Genomic DNA, 16911 nt, shown 5'->3' on the forward strand with positions numbered 1-16911 from the left:
CGATTCGGTGGGGCACCGCAACCGGCCGATAAGCACCGGCGTACTCAGTCTCAGGCGCTAGGCCAGCAGAGCGCCGAGGATCATGCCGCCAATCAGGCCGACAGCGCTGACAACAAGGGCGGGCACGGCGAGCCGCTCGTGCCGGACGGTCTTCGCGATGATGGCCAGTATCAGGCCGATCACACCGAAGACGATCGGCAGGAAGAGAAGCGAAATCACGCCCAGCACCATCGCGATGATGCTCAGCACGTTGCCGTTCGCCGTGCGCTGCGGTGCACCGTGGGGCTGCTGCCCGGTCGGTCGGTCGCCATACTGCGTCGTCATCTGCCTCTCCTTCGAGTGATCGCCCAAAGACCCGATCCCGACATGGACCGGCTCACCGCACTTGTGCCCCCAAGTTCCCTGGACACACAGCAACTTTTGAGCCCACCCAGTTGGAAGAGGCACCGAAGTCGGCCCCAGGCGCCTGCAGAGAAGTGCACGTCGGTCCGTGGAGGCACCTGGGGTGTGGTGAACGATGTGTAGGCAGTACGACCCGACCAGGGCGTCGGGCAGTTCATTCCTCGGTCGGCACGCAGAGCACCGGCACGGTCGACAGATGCAGCAGCTTGTGCGGGGTGGAGCCGAGCAGCGCCCCGCGCATCGGGCTCTCGCCCCAGCTGCCCACGACGATGACTCTCGCTCCGTGGCGTGCGGCGGCATCGATCAGCGCCTGTGCCGGATTCTTGTCGATGACCTCGACGGTGGCCGGTACGCCTGCCTCGTCGGCCGCCGCGACGGCGCGCTCCAGTCCCGTACGCCCGGCCTGGCGGATCGCCTCGTAGTGAGACGTGTACTCCTCGCCGGAGGGGCCGGGGGGCGCCGCTCCGTAAACCAGGACGAGCCGCTCATCGAATGCCGCGGCCACCTCGACCGCGATGCGCAGGGCGCGTGCGGCTCCGGGTGACTCGTCGTACCCGAGGACCACCGACATCTCAGGACTCCTTGCCGTGCACGAGGTCGGGATCGACCACACTCCTGCGCTCGGTCCAGAAAGCGGCCGACCGGAGCCGCCACACGACCATGAGCACCACACCGACGATGCTGATGCAGATGGCGATGACGAGAGGAGGGCCGAGCCCGAACCACGAGGTTCCGCTGTAGGAGTTCGCCGGGTCCGACATATCCATCACCGACCGCACGAGCAGCCAGGTAAGCAGCCCGGCGCCGACCAGCGGGCCGAGGCCGATGAGGAGGAAGTTGCGGACGCTCTCGGTCAGATGGTGGCGGTAGTAGACGGCGCAGGCCACACCCGTGAGCGCGTAATAGAAGGCGATGAGCAGGGACAGTGCCGTCAGCGAGTCGAAGAGGGCGTTCTGGCTGATCTGGTTCACGACGAGATACCAGGCGCTGGCGATGCCGGCCACCCACCACGTGCTCACGTCGGGGGTCCGGAACCGCGGGTGGATGCGCGCGAAGTGCGTCGGCAGCGCGTGGCGGCGGGCCATCGACAGCGCCGTACGCGACGCCGGGATGATGGTGGTCTGCGTCGAGGCCAGGGCGGAGGTCGAGACCGCGAGCAGCACGATCCAGTCCCAACCGCCCATCACCTCACCGGCGAGAAGGGCGAAGATGAACTCCTCCTCCTCGGCGTTGTCGGCCAGGAACGCCGTTCCGGCGAAGGCTACGACCGCGAAGCCGACGGACAGGTAGGTCACCAGCAGAATGACGGTCGACCACACACCGGCCCTGCCGGGAGCGCTGGCGGAGTCCTTGACTTCTTCGGTGAGATTGACGGCCGACTCCCAGCCCCAGTAGACGAAAACGCCCAGCAATAGCCCGCCTGTGAGGGCCGCGCCGCCCGCCCCGAAGGGGTTGAGCCACTCGGCCGAGGGTTTGATGGAATCGAACGACGTCGTACCGGCGTAGACGCGGTAGAGAGCCACGATCACGAAGACCAGCAGGAAGGCGACCTGCGCCAGGATGAGAACGTTCTGCACCTTGGCCGACAGCTCCGTCCCGATGACGCAGAGGCCCGTCATCACGAGGATCAGGACCACGGCGAGTAGCTGGCGCACGAATTCGTTCTCCGCCCAGCTGTCGAGGCCCAAGGCCAGCAGGCCGAAACTGACGGCGACGTCCGCCAGGGACCCGATGACCAGAACCCCGGTCATCGCGATGGCCCAGCCGCCGAGCCACCCGGTCCACGGGCCCATCGCGCGAGTGACCCACGAGAAGGTCGTGCCGCAGTCCTGATCGACCTTGTTCAGGTAGTAGAACGCGGAGGCGATCAACAGCATCGGCACGAACGAGGCGAAGAGCACCCCCGGGGCGTAGATACCGACGAGCGCCACGATCGGGCCGATGACGGCCGCCACGGAATAGGCCGGGGACGTGGAGTTCAGTCCGATGACCAGCGCGTCGACGAAGCCGATCGAGTTCGGCTTCAAGCTCGCCGGTGGTGTCCGACGGGCAAGGTCGTCTGCCTCTGCCATGCTCCCTCGCTCCGGTCACTGGTTTACAGAAACGAGCGAAATATATCCACTCCATGCTATTTGGGTGCATTCGGGCGCGCATGTCAGCCGGAAGCACCCGGATGCCGTCCGAGCACGGTCACTGCTCGCGCATGCCCCATGGTGCGCCGTACTCCGTCAGCAGATCGAGGAACGGCCGGGGCGGCATGGCCTCGGGGCCCAGCACTCCGCTGCCGCTCCAGGTGCCGCACGCCATGAGTTCGAGGGCGGCGACGGGGTTGATCGCGGTCTGCCAGACCACGGCCTGGGAGCCGTACTCCCGCATGGACCACTCGTTGTCGACCACGTGGTACAGGTAGACCTCTCTCGGCCTGCCGTCCTTGATTCCCTTCACCCAGGTGCCCGCGCACGTCTTCCCGTGCATCCGCTCGCCGAGTCCGGCCGGGTCGGGCAGACAAGCGGCGACGACATCGCGGGGGGAGACTGCGACCCGGCCCGACCCGCTGTTCACATGGACGGGGTCCGTGCGGTCGAGGCCCAGTTTGTGGAGCGTCCGGAGCACCCCGATGAACTCGTCGCCGAGACCGTACTTGAACGTGACCCGCCGGGCCTTCAGCCATCGAGGTACCAGAAGCACTTCCTCGTGCTCGACATTGACGCACTCCACCGGCCCGATGCCTTCGGGGAAGTCGAAGACCTCCGGCTCGCTGAAGGGGGCAGTGGTGAACCAGCCCCGCCCCTCCTCGTACACGACCGGTGGGTTCAGACACTCCTCGATGGTCGTCCAGATACTGAAGGACGGGGCGAACCCGTAGCCCTCAACGACCAGATCGGCGCCGTCGCGGATGCCGATCTCCTCGATCTCGTCGAAGAGCTCGTCGGAGGCGTACCGGGCGAACACGTCCGAGAGGCCGGGCTCCACCCCCATACCCACCAGTGCGAGGCGGCCCGCCTCCTCCCACTCGGCGGCCCGTTCGAACTGCGCGTCCCCGAGCTTGACTCCGCACTCCTCGTACGGACGGGACGGGTGCGGCCGGGACAGGGACATCGCCATGTCGAGGTAGTGCGCACCGTGGGCCAGCGCCGCCTCGAACAGGGGCAGTACGAAACGGGGGTCGGTGGCGTTGAGCAGTACGTCGCAGCGGTGTTCTGCGAGGGCGGCGCGTACGGCCGCCGGGGCCGAGGCGTCCAGTCGGGCGGCGGTGAACCGGTGCCCGTGCTCCCCGAGAGCCTCGACAGCGGTCTCCGACCGCCCGAGGTCGTAGTCGGCAACCGTCATGTGGTCGAAGAACTGCCGACGGGCAGCGATCCTGGTGATCGCCGTGCCAACGCCTCCCGCTCCGATCAAGAGGACACGCATGGGTGCACCACTCCTTCGCCCTGCTGCTACGGCAGTGGGCGCGCCACTGCCGTCCGGTGGGGCGAGGACGGTAACAGCCGGACGGCCCGGCGGCGGGCAACCGTTCGGGCGATGTCCCCGGTCCGGGCGCGCCCGTGTTCCGAAGAGTGGTTCAGTCGGCCCGGTCGCATACCGGGTGCCCCGCCCGGCGTGACCGGTGAGCGACTACCGCGCACAGGCCGCATACCGCGGATGCGCCGTGCGGTAGTGAATCCGTTCCCGGTCCCGTGCCCCGCCCGCGACGGGGACCCGGTAGCGACGGGGCCAGGGCGTCCCCCGGGCCAGCCACAGCCGGCCTCCCGCATTCGCGGGGTGCCGATCTACGGAACACCGTCCGATGACGACCACGTCTGAGCTCCGGGTCGCCGTAGGTCCCGCGACGGATACCAGCGCGGTGCGTGCAAGCACTGGAACACCTGCGGGAACAGGACGGCGGTCACGCGCCACCCGGGACAGAACCGAGCAGCGCGTCCCAGGTCACCCGGGGGTGAACAGCCCAGGAGGATCTGTCACCCGCGTCGTCTCCACCTCTGTCCGCTGTTCACGCCCGACGCAGTGCGGAGCGGCCCGCGAAGCGCGCCGAGTCTCCCAACTCCTCTTCGATCCGTATCAGTTGGTTGTACTTGGCCGTGCGGTCGGAGCGGGAGAGCGAACCGGTCTTGATCTGACCGCAGCCGGTCGCCACCGCCAGATCCGCGATGGTGGTGTCCTCCGTCTCGCCCGAGCGGTGCGAGATGACAGCCGTCCAGCCCGCCTGGTGGGCCGTGGCCACTGCGGCCAGCGCCTCGGTCAGGGTCCCGATCTGGTTGACCTTGACCAGGACCGAGTTGCCGACGCCGGTGCGGATACCCTCGCGCAGCAGCGTCTCGTTGGTGCAGAACACGTCGTCGCCGGTGAGCTGACAGCGGTCGCCGACGCGGGCGGTCAGCTCGCGCCAGCCGTCCAGGTCGTTCTCCGCCATCGGGTCCTCGATGGAGACGACCGGGTAGGTGTCGATGAGCTTGGACAGGTAGTCGGCGTGCTCGGAGGGGGTGCGGCACACCCCTTCGCCCGCGTAGTCGTACACCCCGTCGCGGAAGAACTCCGACGACGCCGGGTCCATGACCAGGCCGATGTCCGTGCCGGGGCGGTAGCCGGTGCGCTCGATGGCGGTCATCACGAAGTCGAGCGCCTCCTCAGCGGTACGCAGCGCGGGCGCGAAGCCACCCTCGTCGCCGACGCCCGTGGAGTGCCCGGCGGCCAGCAGATCGCGGCGCAGGGTGTGGAAGACCTCGCTGCCCATGCGGACGGCCTCGGCGAAGGTGTCCGCACCCACGGGCGCGATCATGAACTCCTGGAAATCCAGCGGATTGTCGGCGTGGGCGCCGCCGTTGACGATGTTCATCATCGGCAGCGGCAGGAGGTGGGCGTCGGCGCCCCCGAGGTAGCGGTAGAGGGGCTGGCGGTGGGCCGCCGCGGCGGCCTTGGCAGCGGCGAGGGAGACGCCCAGGATCGCGTTGGCGCCGAGCCGAGACTTCGTGGCGGTGCCGTCGAGGGCGACCAGCGCGGCGTCGAGGCCCGCCTGGTCCGCGGCGTCCCGGCCGCGCACGGACGCCGCGATCTCCCCGCACTCGACCGCAACGGCGCCATGACCACCAGCGACCTCGCCGCCGATCAGCGCGTACGCCCCCAGTCGATGGCCCGGGCGGTGGGGCTGCTCATGGAGCAGAACCTGATCACGCGCCGGGCGCACCCCACGGATGGCCGCAAGTCGCTGGTCGAGTTGTCGGACGCGGGCCGGGCCGCGCTCGAAGCGGAGCGCGGCCGCAGGGCGGGATGGCTTGCGCATGCCATCGAGGCTGAACTCACGGATGAGGAACGGTCGTTGCTGGCACGGAGCGCCGCCCTGCTGGAGCGGCTCGCCACACGCTAGTTGTCCGACAGGCGACGTTCACCCCGTCGCGGCGCCCGGCACGCGCCCCCAATCTCTCGGTTTCGCTCGCGCAGGGATGTACCCTCTGCGCCGCACCGGCCGAAAGCCCAAGTACGTCCAGTTCGAGCACTTCCGGCCGCCAAGGCCCGCCCGGCGGATCAGGCCCGGGAGGCGGTGGTCTGGCACGGCCCATCTGCGGCGCTGTCGTCCGGTGAGAGCGGAGAATGAGCGGCATGACCATGGTGAAACACATCAATGTCCGCGGTATGCAGCACTGCGAGACGACGGCGCTGGGTGTGCTGCTGCGGCATGAGGGACTCGACTGGTCCGAGCCCATGCTGTTCGGGCTTGGCTCCGGACTGTCCTTCATCTACTGGGACAGCAAAGGCATGGGCTTTCCCTTCCTGGGAGGCCGGGTCAAGCCGTTCGAGCTCACCAGGAACCTGGCCACCGCACTCGGGCTCGAGCTGCTGGTCGGGGAGACCACGTCCCCGCGCAAGGCATGGCAGAACGTGGCGGCGCCCATCGACGCAGGTCGCCCGGTCGGCCTCCAGCTCGACAGCTACCACCTGGACTACTTCAGCACCAAGGTGCACTTCGGCGGGCACGTCGTGGCCATGTACGGCTACGACGAACAGGACGCCTACCTGGTGGACACCGACCCGCAGGGCGGAGCCGTGTCGACCAGCCTCACCGGCCTGGCCAAGGCCAGGGCCGAGCGCGGCCCCATGACCGCCAAGCACCGCTCCTTCACCATCACAGCGCCCAGTAGCCTGGCGTCACCGCAGGACCGGATCATCCCCGCGATCAAGACCTGCGCCGATGCCTTCCTGAACCCGCCCATCGCGAACCTGGGCCACCGGGGCATCGAGAAGACCGCCAAGCAAGTGCCGAAGTGGCTGCAGCGCAGCGACAATCCGCAGGAGGACCTGCAACAGGCCGCCCTTCTCATGGAGAGGGCCGGCACCGGAGGCGCCTTGTTCCGCAATCTCTACCGGGACTTCCTCGCCGAGTGTGCCCAGCTGATCGAAAGCAGACACCTGCGCACCGGCCACAGCCTGTATACCGAGGCCGCCACCCTCTGGACACAGGTGGCGGCACTCATCGCGGCAGCAGGCGAATCCGGCGACGCGAAGAACCTCACGCAGGCCGGCTCCATCCTCCACGAGCTGTCGCGCATCGAACGCGATGCGATGCAGGCACTCAGCAGGCTCTAGGGGCCCTGTGCGGCGGGTCGTGTGCGGAGCCGGAGTCGGATCGAGGCAACGGTGACGGTGCCGTGGAAGACATGGGCGCGCTCGTCGAATCTCGTGGCGACGGCCCGGGGTTTGAGTGGGTTTCAGCCCCGTTTCGGACAAGCTCGTAGCGCGGTCGCCCACCTGGCTGTCCGGGCCGCCACGTGACCACATGGCACGGTGAAAGGCCCGACCGAGGGGTTCAGCTACACCGGGCAGTGCAGGGAGCTATGGACATACGTGCAGGCGACTGCGAAATCTGAAAGCCAGGGGCTCTCAACTCGTCAACGAAGCCAACCGGCCGTCTGTCGTGCCCTTCACCGGTGAAGATTCGGCGCCATGCATGCCTGGAGTTCTGTAGGTCAGGGCAGCGGGGCCCCGGCGCTCGCCGTCGTCCAGGCCGCTATGACGAAGTTCGACACGGACGACGGCTGCTTGAGAAGGCGCCGGGTCGTGCTGGAGCAGATGAAGGCGCTCATGGAGCCGACCCGCACCCTACGGAAGGGCGATGAGTGCGGAGAAGTCCGTGGGTACGGAACTCTGGAGAGCCGCGCAGGCGCTGATCGGCACGATGGCGGAGGGCATCACGGCAGGTGAGGATAGAGGCACCCCGCCCGGCGTGACGAGACGGCCGGATATTCTCGGTTCTGCTCGAAGGTGGTCGACGCGCATCCCGTTGAAGAAGCGGCATACAACTGTCAGCGCTGCGGCCAAGGACAACCGAAGGCGGGGGCGAAGTTTCTTGCTCCCCACCTGTTCAAGAAGCAGCCCAGAAGGCTTGGACTCTGGGGTTATCCCCACGTAATGGGGAGCACTGCCAGTCAGACTGAAGAACCAAGGCACACGAGGGGGCATACGGCGCATGGGCTACGGGGCAGACGGTGAGGGCCTGCCGGAGCATATCGGCGGATACACCGTGGAGCGGGAGTTGGGGGCCGGTGGCATGGGCACCGTCTATCTGGCGCGCTCGCGAGGCGGACGTGCGGTGGCCGTGAAGGTAGCTCGCCCGGAGCTCGCGGCCGACCCGCACTTCCGGGAGCGGTTCCGCGCCGAGGTTGCGGCCGCGCGCAGCGTGGGCGGCTTCCACACAGCCCCTGTGGTGGACGCGGACACGGCGGCGGCCGCCCCCTGGCTGGCTACGGCGTACGTTCCCGGGCCGACGCTGGCCGCGCTGCTCGAGGCCGAGGGGCCGATGGACGAGGCACAGCTGCGGCAGCTGGGTGCTGCACTCGCTGAGGCACTGGAGGCCATTCACGGCTGCAGCCTGGTGCACCGTGACTTGAAGCCCGGAAATGTCATCATGGCCGCGGACGGCCCGCGGGTCCTGGACTTCGGTATCGCGAGGGCGCTGGAGTCGACGCGCCTGACAGCCACGGGCATGGCCTTCGGAACGCCGGGGTTCTTGGCGCCCGAACAGGCGCAGGGGCAGGAAGTGGGCGGCGCTGCTGATGTGTTCGCGCTGGGTGCTGTGCTCGTAGCGGCAGCGGGTGGCAGCGCGTTCGGGGCGGGCACTCCGATGGGCATGATGTATCGGTCGGTGCATGAGCCACCGGATCTGACCGCTGTGCCGGACGGCCTGCGCCCGGTGGTGGCATCGTGTCTGGCGAAGGACCCGGATCAACGGCCGACGCCAGGACAGCTGTTGGACCTGATCGCGCCGGCCCCCGCGAGATACTCCCCCACCGTGGCCGTTCCCCCTCCACCTTCCTATGCACCGCGCAGCGCTGTGCCTCTGCACCAGGCCCCGACCGAATCCGCTCCTGTGGGCCACGTGTCGGGTGACCCCAACCTCGCTTTCGTGGCGGTCACTTCGGAGAGTTCCCTCCTGATCGACGCAATGGGCGTCACGCTCGACTCGAAGTCCGGGGGTCTGCAGTTCACCTGGGCCGAGATCGGCGCCGTCGAATACGCGGCCGAGGGTCCCAAACATCTGATGGTCACCGTTCGCCTCTGTGACGGCACCACCCACAGATGCCTGCTTGCCGCTCGCAGGCGGGCCCGCCTCCAGGAGTGGCTGGAGGATCTGCCATTGATCTTGGAGTGCTTCGCGTAGCCGCCGCACCACAGGTCCTTTGCGTGCAGACGGCACCATCTCCCCGGCGGCGCACTCGGCAGCGACGCAGCTGCGGAGCCACGCCGCGGGATGCTGTCCCTCGCAGCCGACCGGGGTTGCTTATCAAACGGGTCGACCCGTATCGTAAATCAGTATGAGCTCGTTTCCGTCCTCCAGGGGACGTCCCAGGGATCCTCGCTCGCACGAGGCAATCGTCAGCGCGGCCACAGAGCTGGTGATCGAGGTCGGCTACGCCGCGACATCGATCGGGGCGGTGGCTGCCCGTGCCGGTGTCGGCAAGGACACGGTCTACCGACGGTGGCGGGGCAAGCCGGAGTTGGTCTTCGAGGCCGTGTTCACGACCACCGACCACGCTCCGACCCCAGACACCGGAACGCTGGAAGGGGACCTGACCGAGCTACTGCGGGGCCTCGTCGACGAGTTCCACGCACCGGCCGCCGCAGCGGCGCTCCCGGGGCTGCTCGCCGACTTCGCCGCCGATCCGGTGCTGAAGGCGCGCATCCGCAGCGACTTCCTGGCCCCCTCGAAGGAGCGGCTGCTGATCGTCTTCGAGCGTGCCGTGGCGCGCGGGGAGATCGCGGCCGACACACCCGTGGATCTAGTCCTGGACACGCTGGCAGGAGCCGTGTTCTTCCACGTCGGTCTGGTCGGGGAACACCCCGACCTTCAACTGGCCGGCCGACTGGCTGACGTCATAGCCAAAGGAATCGAGATCCGATGAACGGCTGGCTTCTCGCAGCGGGCATCACCGCGTTGGGTGTGGCCGCAACGCACATCGTCGGCGGGCACCGGGATGTGGTGCGCCCGCTGCTGTCCTGCGGACTCGCAGACGAACCCAAGCGCGTCCTTCATGCCGTGTGGCACATGGTGAGCGTCGACCTGGTGCTCTCCGCAGCCGCCTTGGTCTACCTCGCGCTGGCGGACGATACGTCAGCGACCGGCCTGATGGCGTGGTTCGTGGCTGCGCACTTCGTTGCGTACGCAGTCGCTTTCCTGGTCGTCACGCTGTCGGTCGGCTGGCCGAAGCCGCTGCTCCGGCTGCCGCAGTGGATTCTTCTCCTGCCGGTCGCGGTCCTGACAGTGGCGGGTGCCGCGTAGCAACAGCCCCGGAGAGATACAGCCGGGGTGCCCGCGGGGCAGAGGTCCGCCTTCGATCGGGCGAAGGCGAGGCCGCTCCGTGCCGGGGAGAGCCAGCGCGGCCTCTGATCTGCGCACCTCTCCCAAGGGTCCGGAGTGCCGTGGGAGAGGACCAGGCCGTACGTCGCATCATCCGTACACCGCATGCGCGGCCAACCGGCTTCTCGACGGCCGGAACACACATGCTCGCGCACCGTGCAGCCCTCACCCCTGTCCACCACCGAATCCGTGCACAAACGCAGTTCCGCAGGCACACCTCATGGCTCCGGTCCGGGGAAGACTGGGCGTCGAGCGGTCCTTCGCCCGGCACCACCCAGTTCAAGCGACTCCGCACCCGATACGAGATAGGCGCCGTCCTCCATCGGGGTCTGGTCAACTCGCTTGCAGCATCATCTGCTTGAAACGGCTCCGAGCCAGATTATGAAACGATCAGTGGGTGGCCGAAGGCCCTGTAGACAGCGGCCTGGGCGTTCTCGATTCTGGCCTCGGTGCCGGTGCACTGACCACCCGCCCAGGGCGCTCCGTGCGGCCAAGCTCACCAGGCCAACCCGCTCCTCGCTGTCATCGGACGAAAGGCCCCGACGCCAGGTCGTAAGAGGCCAGTCAGCGGTCGGTGAACTGGCTTCCCCATGCAGAAGTCAATCTCGACCCGGCTCGTCAGCGAACCTGGTCTCAGCTTGGCGTCCTGGCCTGTCCTGCTTCGTCGTCGCTCATTGCCGTGTAGACGCTCACCATCGATACCACACCGCTATGGGAGGTGTTCGTGGCCAGCATCGTCTTCTTCGGCCGACAACGCACACTCGCCGGGTCGTCCGGGAATGCCGGGCCGGCGTGTCAGGAGCGCGTTCCCGCGATCTGGGCATACGTCAGACGTGCGGGTGGGGCGCACCCCGCCACTCCGGTCGCTCGTCACGCCGGGGGGCGGGGGCGATGCCGGTATCAGGCCCGCGTGTTGACGCTCACCGGCCATGAGCCGGTGGGCGGCGTCCAGCCCTGAAGCGTGGCCGGGACACCGACGCGGGTGTTGCAGTTGATCACCTGGAAGTGCAGATGCGCGCCGTTCGCCGCCCCGGTGGCTCCCGACCAGCCGATGATCCGGCCCTGCGGGACCCAGTCGCCCGTGTTGTAGAGCGCCCGGTTGAGGTGCGCGTAGTGGGTGCACTGGCCGTTCGAGTGGCGGATGATGACCTCGATGCCGTTCTGCCAGTACGGCGACCAGTCCGAGATGACAACCGTGCCGCCCTGCGCGGCGGAAACCTCGTAGTTCGCCGGCAGTCCGAAGTCCCAGGCGTACTCGTTGTACGGGCCTGTGTGCGAGTACGTACCCTCGGGCCCTTGGGTGACGAGGTAGGACTCACCCGACGGGTAGGGAAGTTCGTAGTAGTAGTCAACGGCCGCGGCCGGAGGGGCTGCTATGAGGCCGATTCCTGCGACTGTGAGTGCTGAGCTCGCCATGGCGCCGAATCTGAGGAGAAATCGTCTCGCGTTGCGCACTGCGCCTCCCAATGAGGGTCTGATCCAGACGGGACAACACTGGCACCAACTGCCACATTCAACAAGGTTGTTGCTGAAACTTGCAGCAAGTTCTGCCGCGGGCGGGTGCGGGCGACTGAAGGTGGGCAAACTGCCTACGCCCCTGCCCTTCCGGTGCGATGGATGTCTGCGGTGCCCCATGGCTGCCGCATCAGGCAACGTTCCCCCTGGGCGGTCTGCGACGATGGCGCCATGGACGAGGAAGTCATTCCCATTTTTCGCGTCGAGGACGCTGCGGCGGCGCTCGCCTGGTACGAGCGACTGGGCTTCGCCAAGCAGTGGGAACACCGCTTCGAACCGGGACTTCCCGCGTTCGTCGAGGTCGCCCGGGGCGGGGTGCGGTTGTTCTTGTCGGAGCACAAGGGAGATGCCCGCCCTGACACGTTGGTCTACCTCCGCGTTCGTGATGTCGAGGCCATCGCCTCCGAGTTCGGAGTGCAGGCGAAGGACGCTCCGTGGGCGCGTGAGATTGAGCTGCACGACCCTGACGGCAACCGGCTTCGGATCGGCACGCCGACGGAATGACACTCGCCGGCAGCGCGCGGCAGGGAAGCTGTGCTGGTGGCTGAGCGAGTACGCATCCGCGAGATCGATGACGACGAGGGTCAGCGCCTGCTGCGGATCATCCGCCGGGGCAGCGGGTCGGTGGTGACGTGGCGGCGGGCGCAGATGGTGCTGCTGTCCGCGCAGGCATGCCTGTGGCGAAGATTGCCTCGGTGACGTTTACCAGCGTGGACTTGGTCCGGGACACACAGGAGTGGGCCTGGCCGAGCCGGACCTTCGGGTGCACCCCGTCGGCCCGCACATGGACGAAGTCCCGGTCCGACAGGTCTCGGCTCTGGAACGCGGCATGGTCCTCGCCCCACTGCTTCGTCAGCCGAGTCACAGTTGCAGGCGACAACACGGCGGCCGAGAGGTAGAGCAGCGGCAGCACGTCGCTCACCTTGGGCGACTTGCGGCACCACGGCGCCAGGATCTTGGAAGAGAACCGCTTGCGCTCGCCCGGTGGCCTCGTCGACACGGCGGTCGTTCACCCGCGGCGCGGTCACCTCCACCGGGCCGGCCGCGATGGCCACGGCCCGGGGCCGGTGGCGGCCGTTGCGGACCACCAGGCGATGCCCCCGCTCGTCCGTCTCCGCCGCCAACTCGGCTATGTACTGATTGACTTCCGCCTCCAGCGCGGCGGCCAGCATCCGCCGGGCCCTTCGCGGACGATCTCGTCGATCAGGGAGCCGGACTGGGTCGAACCGTCGGCATTCACTACGCTGAGCACGGGCGTGCCTTCCCGAACGCGCTACGAACGCGGGCCTACTCGGTGACCATCACAGGATCATTCGGGAAGTTACGCCCTCCACGTTCCTCCCGGAACCGATCCACAAGTCCCGAGCATTGGGCCCCGGCCGCGCCCGGGTGCGGCGCGGCTCCGCGGATCGCCGTGACCCCGCTGCCGAAGACGTCTTCTCCCATGCGGGAGACCAGGTCTGCGATGGACACCCGTTTCAGACTGTGCGTGAACCGGTTCAGATGGATGAGCAGGAGTACGAGGCTGATGGCAACCGCTCCGCAGACCAGGGTGACCCCGGGGTCGGGCAAGGAGTCGTCCTCAATGCTGCGCAGCAGGGAGAAAGCGAACGCGAAGGTCCCGGTGAACGTCGCCAGCACCGCTTTCTGCAGACGGTCGCGGTAGCGCAGAGTCCGCGGTACCACAGACCCATGTATCGGGGACAGGGTCCCGGTTGCCTGTTGGACGACGCAGTACGCCGAAGGTGACGACGGACCCCAGCAACGCCACCATCGCCCCGACAATGGCGGTGAGAACGCCGCTCGCCGTACTGGCGGAGTAGTGCCAGCCACTCGGCGGCCAGCCCGTTCCGTCGGCTGCAAGGGCCCACTCGGCGAGAACGCCGCCCAGGACGGGACCGAACAGGGGCACGGCCTACTGGCTTGCCTTGATGTACCACCACAGTCTGCATCTGCCGCCCACGAGGTCACCGTCTTCAGCTCACCCCACCATTGCCCGGAGAAGCCCAGTGCTCATGGGCGCGCGGAGCTCCCGGCTCCGTCTGCGGGACCGCTGTCTCCTCACGGTAGGACCGTTCACGGACAGGCGCAGCGGCAATGAGGCAGCCGTCGCCGCGTCAATCCGCCCGGGGGCGCTTGCCTCGCTCGGCCCCGCCCGCCGTGAGATCCCAGAATCCGGCACCGTAGTCGGTGCCGCCCGCGAGCGTACGAGGTGACCGCGAGGAGAAGTGTCACGGCGATGACATCGGCGGTCACAGGCGGCCGTCCCGAGGTGACCGGATTCAGCCCGGATACCGAGGTTGTGGGGGCCCGGGCGGCGACAGGCGAACCCCATCGCGCCCGATGGCGTGGACGGGTGCCGCACGCGGCGCGGGGCCGCCCGGGGCAAGTCCGTCTGACACGCCTCCGGAAGTCGGTGTCGTCCGCCTCCGCGTCCCAGCTCACCTCTGCGCTCCAGACCGGGTCCACTTGCGCGCGGCGGCCAGGTCGTCAGCTTCGGCCTTGATCCGGTCACTTCCAGACGGCGACCACTTCACTCTTGCTGCCCTTGACCCACGTCACGTCGGACGGCGCCGCGCTGTCGCCCTGGTCGGCGAGATAGATGGAGCATGCTTCGTAAGTCTCGCCTGTGGCTGCCTTGTTGAAATCCGCGTAGGAGTGATCGTCGGTGCACTTGTCGAACTTCGGCGCCTCGGACTGGCTCAGTTCGCCGTCCTCGCCGATGGTGGGGGACGGGAAGCCGGGCATGATGTTCAGCGGAGTGAGCTGCCCTTCGTCGCCGGCCACGTCGAAGTCGGGTCCCTTGACGGAGCCGTCTTTGGTCTTGGTGACGCGGTAGTGGAGGTAGTACGGCGTCCGCCCGGCGAACCGCGCGGCGTCCTCCAGCGCGGCCAGGTCCTCTGTACTCCCGGCGTCCACTCGCAGCACCGTCACGTCGATGTCGTCGCCGGTGGCCTTCTCCCCGTACCCGAGCTCCTGACCGGATCCGGAGCAGGCGGTGAGGAGGGAGGCGGAAACGGCGAGCAGGACGGCGAACTGCGGTCGATTCTTCACGGGTGATTCCTCTCGGGGGGCACGATTACTTACGGGTGCCTCCCAACTCCGCTGAGGAGAAGGCAGGCTGGAGGTGGGTGCCGGGTGATCATTCGTACGTCGACCCGGGACGGAACGTAGGGCGCCGGGCGCCGGGCACCTTGCCCGACGCCGCCTCCGACTCGGCGGCGCCCCCGGGCACGACGGGAGGCCGGCCCGACGCAGTGCCCCTGTCGTCACTCCTGACAGGGCGATGACCAGACCGACCATCACGGCCACGGCGAGCGCCGCAGCGCCACAGTTCAGCAAGCCCTCTCTTCTCGTACTGATCTCGCCTGCGTGACCTGCGGAAAACCAGTCCCGCGCGCCGAGCCGGGGGCGATGGTGACCGTGGCCCCGGCACAACGTCACCAACCCTTTCCTGAGGCACTGCAATGGCGATGAAATCCTGCTGAAGCAGAGGAATCGTCGGGCAGTGGGACCGTCCTCATGCCGTCAGGACGGGGACTTCAGCCTTCGGTGCCCGCATGACGCCGACGCACGACGAGGAGCAGGCCCGCGGGCGGCGGCAGCTGCGCCGGCCGTCAGCTCGATGGTGCAGTTCGTACCGCAGCGGGCCAGGGAACCGTTGCTGTTAGCCGTCAGGATCTCGTTTCCGGTGGAGTCGATCGAACCCGTGGTGCCGGTGGAAGCAGCCTCGGCGACCTCAGCCCGCCGAGTACGAGACCGCACTCGTAGCCTGACCACCACACCAATGGTGTCCGTCAAAGCGGAACAAGCTCACTCAAAGAAGTTCCACGAGGAACTCGCCCCGGGACACTCGCGTCAGCGGACTCGCCCCATCCCAGTCCCGCTGAAGCTTGAAGCCGGTCAGGCGTAACGCCACGCGAACCATCAGCCGCCGCAGATCAGTCCATCCCGACCATTGCCGAAGAGGAAGACACCAAGATCGCACGTGTCTGCAACGCATTAGGAGAAAGCTTCCTGCATCGCTCAAGATGCACATATGTGTACCTCTACCTGGAGCAGCCCGGCACACTGATGAGTCACAGCACGGATCGCCCCGCCCTCAACGTCCCGCCGTCAGTCAACCAAGAAGGCAGGCCACGCCGAACCCGCAGCGCTGCAGAGAATCCGGTCCCCCGAAGCCCGACCATGCTGCCGCGGCCCACGCCCGCACCCAGCAGCGGACACGTTTCGACGCACCTTGACGAGCGCCCCCAACAGCCTCCTGCCGCGTCTCCCGATCGCGGCCGCGCCCCGAACAGGCCGTCTTTCCGGTCAGCCGCGACCCCGGAGGACGCCTTCGACGGTCTATACGTTTACGCCGCGCCAGGGCTTGTTCACCAGATCCGCCTGCTCACCGGAAACCGCGGATTCGCCTTTGAAGCCGTCGAGCACGCCTTCCACCATGCCTGGGAGCACTGGCCCGAGGTCGCCTGCAACCCCGACCCTGTCGGATGGGTGCGCGCTCAGGCATATGAATACGCGCTATCTCCGTGGCACCGATTCCGTCCCGTGCCCAGACGCGCCGAACCTGGGCCGACCGATCCGATCCTGAAGGCCCTGCTCCAATTGCCGGCGACTCACCGCCGAATCTCCCTGCTCTGCGACGGCCTGGGGCTGAGTGTCGCTCAGGCAGCCGCCGAAACAGAAGCAAGCATTACAGTCGCCGCAAATCGGCTGCGCCACGCACGCCTTGCCATCGGTCAACGCGTTTCCGAGCTCGACGACGACTCTGAAGAGTTGCGTCGTACGCTGAGCACACTTGTGGCCCAGGGAGCCTCCGCGACGCTGCCCAACGCCCGGTCCACCCGGGCCGGCAGCGAACGACGTATCCGCATCCTCACCCATGCCGTCTGCGCTCTCGCGGCAACCTTCGTTGCCGTCATCACACTCTCGGCGGTCACCGCACCAACGCGGCATGAGCCACACCATCCACGAGGCAACGACACCAGCAGAGTCCCGACACACGTAGATGACAGCCACTCGGGGTCCCGATGAGTGCCGGACTAGACCCAATACCGGTGACTTTGAGTTGTGTTGGTCGTTGGATGTGTTGTGCCAAGGCCTGGGCAGGTGAAGTCGTCGGGTGAGCGGTTGTCGGACCGGAT

Annotated in this window: 14 protein-coding genes and 3 pseudogenes; 7 read left to right on the forward strand and 10 right to left on the reverse strand. The window is 67.7% G+C overall.

Going from position 1 to position 16911, the window contains the following annotated elements:
- Nucleotides 1–57: 57 nt before the first annotated feature.
- From ACFWSK_RS24660 to eno, 5 genes are all read right to left on the reverse strand, one after another.
- Complete coding sequence (locus ACFWSK_RS24660; RefSeq protein WP_383790058.1) at nt 58–324, reverse strand: hypothetical protein; 267 nt, start codon at nt 322–324, stop codon at nt 58–60.
- Between the two features lie 232 nt (nt 325–556).
- Entirely contained in the window at nt 557–973 is a 417-nt protein-coding gene (locus ACFWSK_RS24665; RefSeq protein WP_383790060.1) for a universal stress protein, read from the reverse strand.
- Nucleotide 974: 1 nt separating this feature from the next.
- Nucleotides 975–2474: an APC family permease gene (locus ACFWSK_RS24670; RefSeq protein ID WP_383790063.1), complete on the reverse strand. Its 1500-nt coding sequence runs from the start codon at nt 2472–2474 to the stop codon at nt 975–977.
- A 118-nt stretch (nt 2475–2592) separates the two neighbouring features.
- Nucleotides 2593–3813, reverse strand: a complete 1221-nt coding sequence (locus ACFWSK_RS24675) for a saccharopine dehydrogenase family protein (protein WP_383790066.1) — start codon at nt 3811–3813, stop codon at nt 2593–2595.
- 580 nt (nt 3814–4393) lie between these two features.
- Nucleotides 4394–5440, reverse strand: coding sequence for a phosphopyruvate hydratase (eno, locus tag ACFWSK_RS24680; protein WP_383790069.1), 1047 nt, complete (start codon nt 5438–5440; stop codon nt 4394–4396).
- On the opposite strand from eno, the gene ACFWSK_RS24685 reads away from it, so the two are divergent.
- The 5 genes from ACFWSK_RS24685 to ACFWSK_RS24705 all read left to right on the forward strand — a co-directional run bounded on the left by ACFWSK_RS24685 (nt 5414) and on the right by ACFWSK_RS24705 (nt 10171).
- Nucleotides 5414–5764 carry a MarR family winged helix-turn-helix transcriptional regulator gene (locus tag ACFWSK_RS24685; protein ID WP_383790110.1) on the forward strand — a complete coding sequence of 117 codons (351 nt, stop codon included), beginning with the start codon at nt 5414–5416 and terminating at the stop codon, nt 5762–5764. The genes eno and ACFWSK_RS24685 overlap by 27 nt on opposite strands.
- A 233-nt stretch (nt 5765–5997) precedes the next feature.
- Nucleotides 5998–6981 carry a BtrH N-terminal domain-containing protein gene (locus ACFWSK_RS24690; protein WP_383790072.1) on the forward strand — a complete coding sequence of 328 codons (984 nt, stop codon included), beginning with the start codon at nt 5998–6000 and terminating at the stop codon, nt 6979–6981.
- 880 nt (nt 6982–7861) lie between these two features.
- Nucleotides 7862–9052: a serine/threonine-protein kinase gene (locus ACFWSK_RS24695; protein ID WP_383790075.1), complete on the forward strand. Its 1191-nt coding sequence runs from the start codon at nt 7862–7864 to the stop codon at nt 9050–9052.
- 154 nt (nt 9053–9206) lie between these two features.
- The gene (locus ACFWSK_RS24700; RefSeq protein WP_383790078.1) at nt 9207–9794 is read left to right on the forward strand and encodes a TetR/AcrR family transcriptional regulator; all 588 of its coding nucleotides are present in this window, start codon (nt 9207–9209) and stop codon (nt 9792–9794) included.
- Nucleotides 9791–10171, forward strand: coding sequence for a hypothetical protein (locus tag ACFWSK_RS24705; RefSeq protein ID WP_383790080.1), 381 nt, complete (start codon nt 9791–9793; stop codon nt 10169–10171). The genes ACFWSK_RS24700 and ACFWSK_RS24705 overlap by 4 nt, the downstream gene beginning before the upstream one ends.
- A gap of 978 nt (nt 10172–11149) precedes the next feature.
- Here the strand turns inward: ACFWSK_RS24705 and ACFWSK_RS24710 are convergent.
- Entirely contained in the window at nt 11150–11665 is a 516-nt protein-coding gene (locus tag ACFWSK_RS24710) for a M23 family metallopeptidase (RefSeq protein ID WP_383790083.1), read from the reverse strand.
- A gap of 270 nt (nt 11666–11935) precedes the next feature.
- Between ACFWSK_RS24710 and ACFWSK_RS24715 the strand changes: the two genes are divergently transcribed.
- Together ACFWSK_RS24715 and ACFWSK_RS24720 are read left to right on the forward strand one after the other, a co-directional pair.
- Complete coding sequence (locus ACFWSK_RS24715; RefSeq protein WP_383790086.1) at nt 11936–12268, forward strand: glyoxalase superfamily protein; 333 nt, start codon at nt 11936–11938, stop codon at nt 12266–12268.
- Nucleotides 12269–12304: 36 nt separating this feature from the next.
- Nucleotides 12305–12492 (forward strand): annotated as a pseudogene (locus ACFWSK_RS24720) (IS630 family transposase); the annotation flags it as partial.
- Here ACFWSK_RS24720 and ACFWSK_RS24725 read toward each other — a convergent pair.
- From ACFWSK_RS24725 to ACFWSK_RS24740, 4 genes and pseudogenes are all read right to left on the reverse strand, one after another.
- Nucleotides 12492–13016, reverse strand: a pseudogene (locus ACFWSK_RS24725) (transposase); the annotation flags it as partial. The pseudogenes ACFWSK_RS24720 and ACFWSK_RS24725 overlap by 1 nt on opposite strands.
- A 35-nt stretch (nt 13017–13051) precedes the next feature.
- Complete coding sequence (locus ACFWSK_RS24730) at nt 13052–13450, reverse strand: DUF2254 family protein (protein WP_383790089.1); 399 nt, start codon at nt 13448–13450, stop codon at nt 13052–13054.
- Between the two features lie 440 nt (nt 13451–13890).
- Nucleotides 13891–14020: pseudogene (locus ACFWSK_RS24735) on the reverse strand (cytochrome d ubiquinol oxidase subunit II); the annotation flags it as partial.
- 255 nt (nt 14021–14275) lie between these two features.
- Nucleotides 14276–14818 (reverse strand): hypothetical protein, encoded by a 543-nt coding sequence (locus tag ACFWSK_RS24740; RefSeq protein ID WP_383790092.1) that lies wholly within the window; start codon nt 14816–14818, stop codon nt 14276–14278.
- Nucleotides 14819–16911 lie beyond the last annotated feature (2093 nt).

This window comes from Streptomyces sp. NPDC058620 (assembly GCF_042717135.1).
Lineage (GTDB): Bacteria > Actinomycetota > Actinomycetes > Streptomycetales > Streptomycetaceae > Streptomyces.

Coding starts and splice junctions, on each gene's coding strand:
- ACFWSK_RS24660 (WP_383790058.1), bottom strand. CDS start 324: ATGACGACGCAGTATGGCGACCGACCGACCGGGCAGCAGCCCCACGGT.
- ACFWSK_RS24710 (WP_383790083.1), bottom strand. CDS start 11,665: ATGGCGAGCTCAGCACTCACAGTCGCAGGAATCGGCCTCATAGCAGCC.
- ACFWSK_RS24675 (WP_383790066.1), bottom strand. CDS start 3,813: ATGCGTGTCCTCTTGATCGGAGCGGGAGGCGTTGGCACGGCGATCACC.
- ACFWSK_RS24705 (WP_383790080.1), top strand. CDS start 9,791: ATGAACGGCTGGCTTCTCGCAGCGGGCATCACCGCGTTGGGTGTGGCC.
- ACFWSK_RS24695 (WP_383790075.1), top strand. CDS start 7,862: ATGGGCTACGGGGCAGACGGTGAGGGCCTGCCGGAGCATATCGGCGGA.
- ACFWSK_RS24690 (WP_383790072.1), top strand. CDS start 5,998: ATGACCATGGTGAAACACATCAATGTCCGCGGTATGCAGCACTGCGAG.
- ACFWSK_RS24670 (WP_383790063.1), bottom strand. CDS start 2,474: ATGGCAGAGGCAGACGACCTTGCCCGTCGGACACCACCGGCGAGCTTG.
- ACFWSK_RS24715 (WP_383790086.1), top strand. CDS start 11,936: ATGGACGAGGAAGTCATTCCCATTTTTCGCGTCGAGGACGCTGCGGCG.
- ACFWSK_RS24665 (WP_383790060.1), bottom strand. CDS start 973: ATGTCGGTGGTCCTCGGGTACGACGAGTCACCCGGAGCCGCACGCGCC.
- ACFWSK_RS24700 (WP_383790078.1), top strand. CDS start 9,207: ATGAGCTCGTTTCCGTCCTCCAGGGGACGTCCCAGGGATCCTCGCTCG.